This window comes from Oscillibacter valericigenes, from assembly GCF_016902445.1.
Lineage (GTDB): Bacteria > Bacillota > Clostridia > Oscillospirales > Oscillospiraceae > Oscillibacter > Oscillibacter avistercoris.
The window spans coordinates 25,770-37,991 of record NZ_JACSNX010000023.1 but is presented as its reverse complement, the minus strand read 5'-3'; the positions used below and the strand labels follow the sequence as shown (position 1 = coordinate 37,991).

Annotated in this window: 13 protein-coding genes; 4 read left to right on the top strand and 9 right to left on the bottom strand. The window is 66.1% G+C overall.

Translation table 11 applies throughout. The features are described from left to right. Positions 1 to 790: 790 nt before the first annotated feature. From hisF to hisG, 8 genes are read right to left on the bottom strand one after another with little or no spacing between them, the layout of a single operon-like run. Positions 791 to 1,546 carry an imidazole glycerol phosphate synthase subunit HisF gene (gene hisF, locus H9X91_RS11895; protein WP_204805322.1) on the bottom strand — a complete coding sequence of 252 codons (756 nt, stop codon included), beginning with the start codon at positions 1,544 to 1,546 and terminating at the stop codon, positions 791 to 793. After that, on the bottom strand, positions 1,540 to 2,259 hold the full coding sequence (gene hisA / locus H9X91_RS11890; RefSeq protein WP_204805320.1) for a 1-(5-phosphoribosyl)-5-[(5-phosphoribosylamino)methylideneamino]imidazole-4-carboxamide isomerase: 720 nt from the start codon (positions 2,257 to 2,259) through the stop codon (positions 1,540 to 1,542). Before hisA ends, hisF begins: the two co-directional genes overlap by 7 nt. Positions 2,260 to 2,293: 34 nt before the next feature. Next, a complete protein-coding gene (locus H9X91_RS11885; protein WP_338111981.1) occupies positions 2,294 to 2,773 on the bottom strand; it encodes a pyridoxamine 5'-phosphate oxidase family protein in 480 nt (159 codons plus the stop codon). 12 nt (positions 2,774 to 2,785) lie between these two features. After that, positions 2,786 to 3,397, bottom strand: coding sequence for an imidazole glycerol phosphate synthase subunit HisH (hisH, locus tag H9X91_RS11880; RefSeq protein ID WP_204805317.1), 612 nt, complete (start codon positions 3,395 to 3,397; stop codon positions 2,786 to 2,788). Further along, the gene (gene hisB, locus H9X91_RS11875; protein WP_204805315.1) at positions 3,398 to 3,985 is read right to left on the bottom strand and encodes an imidazoleglycerol-phosphate dehydratase HisB; all 588 of its coding nucleotides are present in this window, start codon (positions 3,983 to 3,985) and stop codon (positions 3,398 to 3,400) included. It abuts the gene before it with no gap. A gap of 14 nt (positions 3,986 to 3,999) precedes the next feature. Then, positions 4,000 to 5,064 carry a histidinol-phosphate transaminase gene (hisC, locus tag H9X91_RS11870; RefSeq protein ID WP_204805313.1) on the bottom strand — a complete coding sequence of 355 codons (1,065 nt, stop codon included), beginning with the start codon at positions 5,062 to 5,064 and terminating at the stop codon, positions 4,000 to 4,002. Positions 5,065 to 5,068: 4 nt separating this feature from the next. Further along, complete coding sequence (hisD, locus tag H9X91_RS11865) at positions 5,069 to 6,355, bottom strand: histidinol dehydrogenase (protein ID WP_204805311.1); 1,287 nt, start codon at positions 6,353 to 6,355, stop codon at positions 5,069 to 5,071. Beyond that, positions 6,352 to 7,932 carry an ATP phosphoribosyltransferase gene (gene hisG, locus H9X91_RS11860; protein ID WP_204805309.1) on the bottom strand — a complete coding sequence of 527 codons (1,581 nt, stop codon included), beginning with the start codon at positions 7,930 to 7,932 and terminating at the stop codon, positions 6,352 to 6,354. The genes hisD and hisG overlap by 4 nt, the downstream gene beginning before the upstream one ends. Positions 7,933 to 8,241: 309 nt before the next feature. Here hisG and H9X91_RS11855 point away from each other — a divergent pair, with 309 nt between their 5' ends. Further along, positions 8,242 to 8,478 carry a helix-turn-helix domain-containing protein gene (locus H9X91_RS11855; RefSeq protein WP_204805308.1) on the top strand — a complete coding sequence of 79 codons (237 nt, stop codon included), beginning with the start codon at positions 8,242 to 8,244 and terminating at the stop codon, positions 8,476 to 8,478. Positions 8,479 to 8,524: 46 nt separating this feature from the next. On the opposite strand, the gene H9X91_RS11850 is transcribed toward H9X91_RS11855, so the two are convergent. Further along, positions 8,525 to 10,006, bottom strand: a complete 1,482-nt coding sequence (locus H9X91_RS11850) for a MerR family transcriptional regulator (protein ID WP_204805307.1) — start codon at positions 10,004 to 10,006, stop codon at positions 8,525 to 8,527. 189 nt (positions 10,007 to 10,195) lie between these two features. Between H9X91_RS11850 and H9X91_RS11845 the strand changes: the two genes are divergently transcribed. From H9X91_RS11845 to H9X91_RS11835, 3 genes are all read left to right on the top strand, one after another. After that, positions 10,196 to 10,540 carry a cupin domain-containing protein gene (locus tag H9X91_RS11845; RefSeq protein WP_204805306.1) on the top strand — a complete coding sequence of 115 codons (345 nt, stop codon included), beginning with the start codon at positions 10,196 to 10,198 and terminating at the stop codon, positions 10,538 to 10,540. Positions 10,541 to 10,665: 125 nt separating this feature from the next. Then, positions 10,666 to 11,154 (top strand): RNA polymerase sigma factor, encoded by a 489-nt coding sequence (locus H9X91_RS11840; protein WP_204805305.1) that lies wholly within the window; start codon positions 10,666 to 10,668, stop codon positions 11,152 to 11,154. Continuing rightward, on the top strand, positions 11,138 to 12,205 hold the full coding sequence (locus tag H9X91_RS11835) for a DUF4179 domain-containing protein (protein ID WP_204805304.1): 1,068 nt from the start codon (positions 11,138 to 11,140) through the stop codon (positions 12,203 to 12,205). The genes H9X91_RS11840 and H9X91_RS11835 overlap by 17 nt, the downstream gene beginning before the upstream one ends. Positions 12,206 to 12,222: the final 17 nt, after the last annotated feature.

Below are 12,222 nucleotides of genomic sequence, written 5' to 3'. Positions count from 1 at the left end.
ATGTTGATAGCTGGGCAATGCACCCCCCATTTCTCTTTTGGTCTTGCCAAAAGAGAAACGGGCCGTGCACGGTCCAAAGAGAAAAAACGCTTTGGTCGCAACTTTGCACATCCGTGCAAAGTTGCTGTACGGGGGTCGGCGTGAGATGGTGCCTGCGGATTTGCGATGACTCCCCGACGGGCGCGGCGGGGTGCGATGCGGACTTGACGGCGGATTCCCGCGGCGCGGGTGCGTCTTGGGTCGGGGTGCAAGCACGCATTTGACCAGTTTCTCTTTCCGCGCGTTCCGCTTCGCTACGCGCTACCTGGGCAATTGTAGGGGCCTGTACTACCGGGTGGACGAGGGCGTCTTCCCCTACAATGGGGGCGATGGCTTTCGGCATCCCCGTAGGGGCCGATGCCCTCATCGGCCCGTTCCACCGGCTCCCATCGACCACCAGGCCAGCGGCAGCGAAAAGAGAAGCAATTCAATGCGACGACCACCCCGACGACCTGGGCACCATCCGGCACGGGACGGCAGCATCGACCTCGCAGAAGACCCAAGCGTGCCCGAAGGCCAGCCCAAATCGGAGCAGGCACCGATACGCCGACCCCCGTCGCGCGCGGAGGGCCGCTGCACCGGAGCGCGCTTAGCGCCTTTTTCTCTTCCACCGGGCGCGGCGCATTCTCTTTTTGGGCAAGACCAAAAAGAGAATGGGGGGCGCATCCCCGCTGGACAAGCCCCCTGCGGGAGCAGAATCCCCCGTGGCCAACCTCCGGCGGCCCATCGTCCCCGAAGGCCGGAGGCCTTCTTAGATCCGCATCTCCACACCCTGCGCCCGCAGATAGCGCTTCAATTCCTTAATGTCCACCTGCCGGGTGTGGAAGATGGAGGCCGCCAGCCCGGCGTCGATGCCGGGGTGGGTGAAGAGCTCCGCGAAGTCCTCCCTCTTCCCGGCGCCGCCGCTGGCGATGATGGGCACGTGGACACGCTGCGCCAGGGCGTCCAGCATCTCCAGGTCGAAGCCTTGCTTCACCCCGTCGGTGTCGATGGAGTTCAGCACGATCTCCCCGGCGCCGTCTCCAACGCCCCGGACGGCCCACTCCATGGCGTCGATGCCGGTGTCCTCCCGGCCGCCCTTGGCGAAGAGACGGAACTGGCCGTCCACCCTTTTTACGTCCATGGAGAGCACCACGCACTGGTCGCCGTACTTCTTGGCCGCCGCGGCGATGATGGTGGGGTCCGCGATGGCGCCGGAGTTGACGCTCACCTTGTCGGCGCCGCACTTGAGAACGCGGTCGAAGTCCTCCAGCGTCCGGATGCCGCCCCCCACGGTCAGGGGGATGAAAATTTCGGAGGCCACCCGCCGCAGGATGTCCGTGAACAGGTTGCGGCCCTCCACAGAGGCGGTGATGTCGTAAAACACCAGCTCGTCCGCCCCGGACTCGTTGTAGAACCGGGCCATCTCCACCGGGTCCGCCATGTCCCGGAGCCCTTCAAAATTGGTCCCCTTCACCACCCGGCCGTCCTTCACGTCCAGGCAAGGGATGATCCGCTTGGCTAACACGCGCCCACCTCCGCGATCACCGTTTTCAGATCCAGCCGGCCGGTGTACAGGGCCTTGCCCAGAATGGCGGCCCTGGTGCCGATCCGCTGGAGCTCCTTCAATTCCTCGATGCTGCTGACACCGCCGGAGGCGGTGATGTCCAGGCCCTGGATCTCCGAGAGCTCCCGGTAGAGGTCCAGGTTCGTGCCCGCCTCCGCCCCGTCCCGGCTGATGTCGGTATAGATGACGGTTTTCACCCCGGCGTCCCGGAGGCGGCGGCAGAAGTCCACGCCGCGCTCAGCGGAGAGCTCCTTCCACCCGCTGACGGCCACATAGCCGTCCCGGGCGTCCACGCCCACGGCAATTCTGTCGCCGTAGGTCCGGGCCATCCGCTCCGTGAAGGCGAAGTCTTTCACCGCAATGGTGCCCAAAATGCACCGGCCCACCCCCAGGTCCAGGTACCGGCGGATGCGGTCCTCGGTGCGGATGCCGCCGCCCACCTCGATGTACAAGCCGCCCTGCTTCACAATGGCGGCGATGGTGTCAAAGTTGGCCAACGTGCCGTCCTTGGCGCCGTCCAGGTCCACCACGTGGAGGTACCTGGCCCCGGCGGCGAGAAAGCTCCGGGCCACGGCGCAGGGATCCGCGGCGTAGACCGTCTCTCTGTCATAATCCCCCTGGTACAGGCGGACCACCTGTCCGCCCCGCAGGTCGATGGCGGGAAAAATCTGCATATGCTCGCTCCTTCTCTGGGTCATTGGCCGCTGTTCAGAGGTGCTCCTTGCAGGAGAGTTCCTCCGCCTCCAGCCGCAGGACGCACACGGCGTCCACCGCCCCGGCCGGGAAGGTCCAGTCTCCCCGGCCTGTGCTCTGGCGCATGATGGCGGCCAGGCCCCGTCGCTTCTCCGACGGGTCCTCCACCACGCGGATGGGGCCCTCGCCGATGACGCTCCGGAAGGCGGCCGTGTAGCCGCAGGCCTCCTCCGCCCCCTGGAGCCGGTAGCCGGTGTCCAGCTCGAACCCGGCCCAGCCGTTCCGGCGGACCAGGTCCAGCTTCCGGCCCTCGGCGGCGCCGTGGAAGTAAAAGACGTGGCGTCCGTCCTCCACCGCGTGGCCGAAGTTCACCGGCACCACGTAGACGCCTCTGCCGTCCTGAAAGCCCAGGCGGCAGACTTCACAAGCATCGATGACCGCCCGGATCTTCTCCGGGTCCGTGACGGCCCGGTCCTGTCTTCTCATAGGTCGCATGCGCACCCCTCCTCACAGTTCCGCGAAGGCCCGCAGCAGCCGCAGGCCCGTGTCCCCGGACTTCTCCGGGTGGAACTGCGTGCCGTAGACGTTCCCCCGGCGCACCACGCCGGTGACGGCCACATTGCCGTACTGAGATGCGGCCAGGGTGCTCTCGGCGCAGTCCCGGGCGTAGAAGCTGTGGACGTAGTACACGTACTCCCCGTCCCGGACATGGCGGAACAGGGGGTCGTCCCGCAAGATCTGCAGGCTGTTCCAGCCCATGTGGGGGACCTTCAGCGTCTGGTCCGTCAGGTCCTGGTGGAGGTCCACCACCTGGCCGGGCACCAGCCCTAAGCCGGGGTGCTCCCCGTACTCAAACCCCCGGTCGAACAGCAGCTGCATCCCCAGACAGATGCCCAAAAGGGGCTTTTTCTCCGCCTCCTCCAGGAGCACCGGCACCAGGCCGGTGTCGTCCAGCTTCCGCCGGGCGTCGCCGAAGGCGCCCACGCCGGGCAGGATGATCCTGTCCGCCGCCCGGAGGCGTCCGGCGTCGCCGGTGACCTCCGCCTCCAGGCCCAGGGCCTTCAGGCTGGACACCAGGGAAAAGAGGTTCCCCACGCCGTAATCCACGATCGCGATCATTTACAGCACACCTTTCGTGCTGGGAATTTCATCCCGGTGTTTTTCGTCCAGGGCCGCGGCCATCTTCAAGGCCCGGCCGGTACCTTTGAATACGGCCTCCAGAATGTGGTGGGTGTTCTCCCCCGCCATCTGGCGGATGTGGAGGGACATGGGGCAGGCCCGGACAAAGGCCAGGAAGAACTCCTTCCCCAGCTCCGTGTCGAAGTCCCCCACCTTCTGGGCAGGCAGGTCCACGGACCAGCCCAGGTAGTCCCGGCCGGAGAGGTCGCAGGCCACCAGCACCAGGGTCTCGTCCATGGGCAGGAGGAACTGGCCGTAGCGGGTGATGCCCCGCTTGTCCCCCAGGGCCTCTGTAAAGGCCCGCCCCAGACAGATGCCGATGTCCTCCACGCTGTGGTGGCCGTCCACCTGAGTGTCCCCCTGGCAGCGGACGGTCAGGTCAAAGTCCCCGTGGCGGGCGAACAGCTCCAGCATGTGGTCCAGGAACCCCACGCCGGTGGCGATGTCCGCCTTTCCGGTGCCGTCCAGGTCCAGGGAGAGCTGGATCCGGGTCTCCCGGGTGTCCCGCTTGATGTCGGCAGTCCGCATACGCGCTCCCTCCTTTACAGCCATTCCAGGAGGGCGGTCAGCTCCTCCACCAGGGTCTCCATCTGCTCCATGGAGCCGATGGTGATGCGGACATAGTCCCGGATGCGGTCCGCGTCGAACCACCGGACCAGGATGCCGTTCTCCTTCAGCTTCCGGTACAGGGTCTCGCCGGGCAGTTGCTGGTGCTTGGCAAAGACGAAGTTGGCCTGGGAGGGCAGGACGGTGAAGCCCAGGTTCTCCAGCTCGCCCACGGTCCAGGCCCGGGTCTGCCGGATGGCGGCGGTGCAGGCGGCGAAGTACGCCTCGTCCGCCACGGCGGCGGCGCCCGCGGCCATGGACAGCCGGTTCACGTTGTAGGGGTGGAAGCTGTACTTCACCCGGTTCAGGTCCGCGATCAGGTCCGGGCTGCCCAGGGCGTAGCCCACCCGGCCGCCGGCCAGGGACCGGCTTTTGGACATGGTCTGGGTCACCAGCAGGTTGTCATACCGGTAGATCATGGGCACGCAGCTCTCGGCGCCGAAGTCCACATACGCCTCGTCCACGATCACCACCCGGTCCGGGTCCGCGTCCAGCAGCCGCTGGATGTCCGAGCGGGGCACGGCCATGCCGGTGGGGGCGTTGGGGTTGGCGATGACGATGGTGCCGGGGAAGTCCATGTAGTCGTCCACATTCAGGGTGAAGTCCTCCCGCAGGGGAATCACCTTCACATCCAGCCCGAACAGGGCCGCCTGGGACTTGTAGAACCCGTAGGTGATGTCGGCGTAGGCCACGGGCCTTCCCGCGCCGCAGAAGGCCCGGAAGGCAAAGGCCAGCACCTCGTCGGAGCCGTTGCCCGCCAGGACGTTCTCCGGCTTCAGCTCATAGTGCCTGGCGATGGCCTCGGTCAAGGCGGCGCAGGCGGGGTCCGAATACAGATTCAGTTTCAGGATCTCCGCCCGGTTGATGGCCTTTAAGACCTTGGGGGACGGGGGGAAGGGGCTCTCGTTGGTGTTCAGCTTCACATACTGCTGATCCTGGGGCTGCTCGCCGGGGGTGTAGGGGGCCAGGCGCGCTGCCTCCTGAGAGATCCAGCGGCTCATGGGGTCACTCTCCTTTCTCTTCCATGCGGGACAGGGCGGACCGGGCGTGGCCGTGGAGGCCCTCCCGCTCCGCGAAGTCCGCGATCCGGGGGGCGGCGTCGGTCAGCGCCTCCCGGGTGTAGTAGATGAACTGGGTCTTTTTCACAAAGTCGTCCACGCTGAGGGGACTGGAAAACCGGGCCGTGCCGCTGGTGGGCAGGGTGTGGTTGGGGCCGGCGAAGTAGTCCCCCAACGCCTCCGGCGTGTGGCGGCCCAAAAAGACGCTGCCGGCGTTTTTCACCAGGGGCAGCAGGGCAAAGGGATCGTCCACGCACAGCTCCAGGTGCTCCGGAGCGATGCGGTTGGCGGCCTCCACCGCCGCGGCCAGGTCCTTCGTCACCAGGATCTTTCCGTTGGCCTCCAGGGACTTGCGGGCGATGTCCCGCCGGGGCAGGTCCGCCAGCTGGGTCTCGATCTCCCGCTGTACCGCCTCCGCCAGGAGGCGGCTGTCCGTCACCAGCACGGCGGCGGCGTGGGTGTCGTGCTCCGCCTGGCTCAGCAGGTCCGCCGCCGCCCAGGCGGGGTCGCTCTTCCCGTCCGCCACCACCAGGATCTCACTGGGGCCGGCGATCATGTCGATGGCCACCTGGCCGAATACCTTCCGCTTGGCGGCGGCCACGAAGACGCCGCCGGGGCCCACGATCTTGTCCACCCGGGGGACGGTCTCCGTGCCGTAGGCCAGGGCCGCCACCGCCTGGGCGCCGCCCAGCTTGAACACCCGGTCCGCCCCGGCGATCTTCGCCGCCGCCAGGGCCGAACCGCTGATGGCTCCGTTTTCGTCCGGCGGCGTCACCACCACGATCTCCCGCACCCCGGCGATTTTGGCGGGGATGACGTTCATCAGAATGGTGGAGGGGAATGCCACCGGGCTGCCGGGGACGCAGACCCCCACCTTCTCGATGGGGGTGTACCGCTGGCCCAGCACCACGCCGGGCCGGTCCGTCAGGCAGAAATCCCGGTGGACCTGGGCCTCATGGAAGCGGCGGATGTTGGCCGCCGCCTGCCGCAGCGTCTCCCGGAAGTCCTCGTCCACGCTGTCCCAGGCGGCCTCCATCTCCGCCTCGGTCACTTCAAAGGAGGTGAGGTCCGCGCCGTCGAACCGGCGGGTGTATTCCCGCAGGGCTTCGTCGCCTCGGGTGCGGACGGCCTCCAGCACGGCGTCCACCGCCGCGCCCACGTCCGCCTCCGCCTGGGGTCCCCGGTCAAAGAGGGGCAGATCCTCCAGCCGGTCCGCCTCGTAAATGGGGATCACGACTCCGTCACCTCCGTCAGCTTTTTCAGCAGTGTCTCGATCTGGCGGTGCTTGAACTGGTAGCTGGCCCGGTTGGCGATGAAGCGGGCCGAGATGGGCATGAACTCCGTCAGCACCTTCAGGTCGTTCTCCCGCAGGGTGGTGCCGGTCTCCACGATGTCCACGATCACGTCGGAGAGGCCCAGGATGGGGGCCAGCTCGATGGAGCCGTTCAGCTGGATGATGTCGATGTCCCGGCCCTGGGCGGCGTAGTACCGCTTGGCGATGTTCACGAATTTGGTGGCCACCCGCAGGGCCCGGCTCTGGTCCTCCTGAAAATCCTTGGGCCCGGCCACGCACATGCGGCACCTGCCCAGGCCCGTATCCAGCAGCTCATACACGTCCGCGCCGGACTCCGCCAGGATGTCCTTGCCCACGATGCCGATGTCCGCCGCGCCGTGCTCCACGTAGATGGCCACGTCGCTGGGCTTCACGAGAAAATAGCGGATGCCCGCCCTGGGGTTCTCCACCACCAGCTTCCGGGTGTCGGCGTAGTTCTCCGGGCAGCCGTAGCCCACGCCGGCCAGCAGGTCGTAGACCTTGTCCCCCAGGCGGCCCTTGGGCAGGGCCACGTTCAGCATCACGGGGCCCGCCGGCTCCTCCGCCGCCTCGTCGGAGAGGCGGTCCAGCTCGTCTAAGTACAGTGCGAAGCCGATGGCCCGGGCGCCGGGGCGGAACTGCTCCGCCAGGGGGTCGTACTGCCCGCCCCGCAGCACCGCACGGGGCGCGCCCGCCAGATACCCCTGGAGCACCAGGCCGTTGTAATACTCCATGTCGTTCACCAGGGACAGGTCCAGCTTCCAGTAGTCCGTCTGGCCCTGATCCTCCAGCGCCCGGCACAGGCCCCGCAGCGCCTCCAGCGCCGCGCCCATGGCGGCGTTTAAAGCCAGGGGCTCCGCGGCGGCGAGGACCTCCTGCCAGGGGCCCGCCAGCGTCCCCAGGCGGCACAGGGCGTCCGTCCCCTGGCGGGACAGGCCCGCCGCCTCGGCGGTCCGCCGCAGCTCGTGGACGTTCTTGTCCCGGATGCAGGTGAGCAGCCTGGGCCGCACGGCCTCGTCAGCGCCCACCGCGTCAAAGAGGCCGGTGACGAAGCCCATGTGGCTGATCTCCAGCACGAAGTCCCGCCCCGTCAGCGCCAGGCTCCGCAGGGCCAGGGACACCACCTGGGCCGCCGCGGCAGCGTCCACGGCGCCGATGCACTCCAGGCCCATCTGGCTGATCTCCCGGAAGGTGTGGCTCTCCTGGCTGGGGCGGTAGACGTTCTCCTGGTAGTAATACCGGCCGCAGCCGCCGGGCGCCACCTGGGCGTTCTTGGCGATGGAGAGGGTCACGTCCGGCTTCAGCGCCAGCAGCCGCCCATCCAGGTCCGTGAAGGTGATGACCTGCTCGCTGGAGAGAAAGCGGCGGTTCTCCTGATACAGGCCGTATTCCTCAAACCGGCCCATATGGTATTTCTGAAAGCCCTCCCGCTCATACAGCAGCCGCAGCTGCAGCGCCGTCCGCTCCTGGGGGCGCAAGACATTCAGATCCAATTCCATGGGGACACTCCTTCCGCGGGTCCCGGGCCCGCCTTGATCTCAGGGTCCATTTTACTTTATTTTATTAGCAAAGTAAAGTGCTAATTCAGTAGCAGAAAAAATTCTGTGCTTTGCACAAATCCGCTGCCGCGGAGCGCGCGATACAGGTTGATTTTACACCTGGCGCGGGATTTTTGCAATCACCCCGGCAGCAGCGTGTTTCCTGCGGTTTCCAGCCGCAAAATTCCCGATTTCTTCATAGATAGAGGATTTCCGGTCCATGCTCCTTTTATCATCTAAAGAAAATCCTTTTATCCATGGAGAGCCGCTATGAAACGAAGCACCCCGCTGGACCGCAACATCGGCGCCAAAGTGAAATACTATCGGAAGCTCCGGGGCCTGTCCCAGAAGCAGCTGGCCGCTCAGCTGCAGACCAACGGCTGTGACCTGACGGAGACCATGCTGGGCCACATCGAGACGGGCTACCGCTCCACCTCCATCTTTGAGATCGACAAGCTGGCGGAGGCCCTGAAGGTGGACTACAACGCCCTGTTCGCCCAGGATTGACGGCGCGCCGCGGAGAGATCCCGCGACGCGCCGTTTTTGATGCCGGTCATCCGTTGTCCAGAGCCACGGTGTAGGTGAAGGAGAGGTAGTTCTCCTCCTCCATGGGCTGCCAGCCGATGCCCGCATAGTAGTAAAAGCCGGTCTGCTCCACCTCCGCAGTGATGACCACTCCCGGCTGATGGAGGGTGAACCCCCGTTCCCAGTCCGCCTCCTCCAGTTCCCGCATCTGGGCCTGCCGGGACCAGGACCAAAACGAGGCCTCCTCTCTGCCCCAGGCCAATGCCACTACAACCTGCGGCACATAGCTGTCCGGTGTGTCCACCCATGTGGTTGTAGCATTTTGAAAGGTTCCGGACATGGTGACAGCCGTGACATGGCCGTCCTCCACCGTGTAGTGGAACACCCTGGCGTCGTCCCAGGGGTTCACATCCATCAGTTCATCCAAGGAGATCGTAATCTGGCTGCTATCCTCCGGCTTTTCCTGCCACCGGCCCGCCTCGTCCAGATACGTTCTGCCGCCAAAGCCCAGATATGAGGCCTGGCGGTTGTAGTTCTCCGCAAACTCCGCCACCGTCAGGTCCCCCTTGTTAGGCGGCAGCTGGCAGGCGCTGCTCACCGCCTCCGCCGCCGTCAGCACCAGAACCGCCGCCAGGAGCAGCGCCGCCGCGTATCGGGGACGGAAGGGCTTTGCGATATAGGCCACCCCGTCATCCCAAGGCTGTGGCTCCTCTTTCCAGCACCGCCAGGCGGATCGGATGATCATCACAAGAGAAAATATGGGGATATAGAAGCCCAAGCCCCACCCCAGCATCATGATATAGCGGGTCACGCCCTCACTGTAGGGCAGGTTTTTCCCATCTGCCCCCGTCAGGCGCATCCCCAGCAGGGCCTTGCCGGGTGTGGTGCCCCAGAGGCGCAGGGACAGGGGTTCCAAAACGCCCAGCAGGACCACGCCCGCCAGATTGAGGGCCAGTCCTGCCTGAGTCGGATTATACCCCAGCAGGCATAATCCCACCACTAGAATCATCCACACCAGGAAGTCGTCGAACGTCCGGGCGAAAAACCGCCGGGAGGCGCTGTGCACCGTGGGCAGCCGGTCCGTCTCCGGCAGGGCCGGAGCGGAGGCCTTGTCCCACCAGGGGCCGCCCTCCCCCGGCAGGGCCGGGGCGTCCAGGTCCGCCAGGTACTTCCCAGGATCCAGGCCGGCGAAGGTGGTCCCCGTCTGCCGCAGGTCGCCGCAGACCCGCTCCACCCGGCCCAGGGCGGCTTGTTCGCCGCCCACCTCCGTCAGCCGCCGGTCCAGCACGGCGGAGAGGTCCGCCTTCCCGTCCCGCAGGGCCCGGAGCTCCTCGATGGTCACCCCCAGCCGCCGCAGCAGCTTGATCTTCTCCAGGGTCCGCAGGTCCTCCTCGCTGTAGTCCCGGTAGCCGTTGCCGGACCGGGCGGGGGCCAGCAGCCCCTCCGCCTCGTAGTAGCGGATATTGGCCCGGGGCACGCCGGACCGGGCCTCCATCTCCTTGCTGGTCAATGATACCGCCTCCTTTGGCCTCAGGATAAAGTATCAAGGGACTTGACAGTCAAGCCTTTTTCGGAAAAAATCCGGTCTCCGTCCGGTTTTCCCCGTCTGGACATTCCCCTCTGCCTCTGCTATGATGGTATCATCTTCGCCGGGGCTCCGCAAGACCGCCGGCAGATTTCAAAAAAAGGAGAGACCGCCATGTTCACCCCATCCGACAAATGCCCCCGGCGGGACGCCTGCGTCCGGAACGGCAAGGGCCTGATCCACATGAAGGACCTGACGGACCAGAAGGGCCTGTATGACCACGGCCGCCTGTTCGCCCACGTCACCATCGACCCGGGCTGCTCCATCGGCGACCACCCCCATGACCATGAGACGGAGTTCTACTACATCATCAAGGGAGAGGGCGTGTTCAACGACAACGGCACGGAGGTCGTGGTCCGCCCCGGCGACATCTGCGCCACCGGCTACGGCGAGGTCCACGGCCTGGAGAACCGGGGCACCGAGCCCGTGGAGCTCATCGCCCTGATCGTTCAGGAATAAGTCCCCAAAAGGGCGGCCCCCCGGCCGCCTTTTTCCTGCCCTGAAAAAAATATCCCCGTTCCCTGAAAGTTTTTTCCCCGCCGGATCGTACCCTAGGTGAGAGCGCTCCAAAGGAGTTGAGACACATGGACTATATGGAACAGGCGGAGCGGCTGGCCAGGACCTATGCCGACCCCATCCTCCGCCTCAGCTACACCTATCTGAAAAACACCCACGACGCCCAGGACATCTGCCAGACGGTGTTCGTCAAGCTGCTGACGGAGCCCCGGGAGTTCGAGAGCCCGGAGCATGAGCGGGCCTACATCCTGCGGATGGCGGCCAACGCCTGCAAGGATCTGCTGAAGAGCCCCTGGCGGCAGCGGTCCCAAGCCCTGGACGAGGGGCTGCAGGTCCCGGCGCCGGAGGCGTCCGACGGGTCCGTGCTGGAGGCGGTGAACCAGCTGCCGCCCCTCTACCGGGCGGTGATCTACCTCTTCTATTACGAAGGGTACCAGGCCGCCGAGATCGGACAGATCTTAGGCATCCCCACCGCCACTGTCCACACCCGGCTGGCCCGGGGGCGGACGAAGCTGAAAGAACTTTTGGGAGGATATGGCTATGAACAGTCAGTTTGAATATCAGGAGTCCCTGAACAGCCTGCGCTTTACCGATGAGCAGAAGGAGGCCATCGCCCGGCGGGCCGCCGAGGCGGCCCGGCAGCAGACCCGCCAGGCCCGGCCCGCCCACCGCCGGCCCGTCCGCCGGATGGCTCTCGTCGCCGCCGCTGCCGTGCTGGTGCTGGCGATGGGCACCGCCGGGGCCACCGGCATCCTGCGGTCCGCGGTGGAGGTGTTCTCGCCCCTCTTCGGCGGCGCCCCCGCCCAGACGGAGATCATCGACCAGATCGGCTATCCCGTGGGGGCCTCTGACACCGACAACGGCGTCACCGTCACCGCCGACGCCGTCATGGGCGACGCCTACAACGCCGTCATCGTCTACACCATCAGCCGAGACGACGGCACGGCCCTTCTGCCGGAGGGCACCAGCGGCGATATGCTGCTGGTCCGCGGCAACGGCACGGATCTGAACGTTCTGGGCGGCGCTCACGGCGGCAGCCACTTTGTGGTGGAGGATCCGGCGGCCAGCTCCATCCAGCTGGTGGAGACCATCAGTGCCGACGTGCCCATCAACGACTGCACCGCCACCGGCGTGTTCGAGGACATCTGCAAGTGGGACGAGGCCACCGGCGAGGCCGTGCCCGTCATCGAGGGCAAGTGGAAGGTCAAGTTCCAGATGGCCTATGAGGACAGCTCCGTCACCCTGGGCAGCGGAGAGACCTTTGTCCAGAACGGCATGACCTTCACCATCGACTCCATCACTCTCTCCCCCGTGGCCTACAAGGTGGACTACACCGTGGACAGCGAGGTGGTCTGGAGCGACAGCGGCAGCGGCCGGCAGAGCGAGGAGGACTCCCGCCAGATGGCGCGGTACTTCGAGAACGTGGAGATCCTGCTGACCCTCACCGACGGCACGGTGGTGGACCTCTCCAACGCCGGCGGCAGCATCGGCCCGGAGGACGGCGTCACTGTCTGCTCCAAGGGCGAGATGCTCTCGGAGGTCATCCCCATGGAGGACATGGCAAGCATCTCCGTGGGCGGCGTGGTGTTCCCCATCACCGCAGAGTAAACTGTATAGCGAGATAG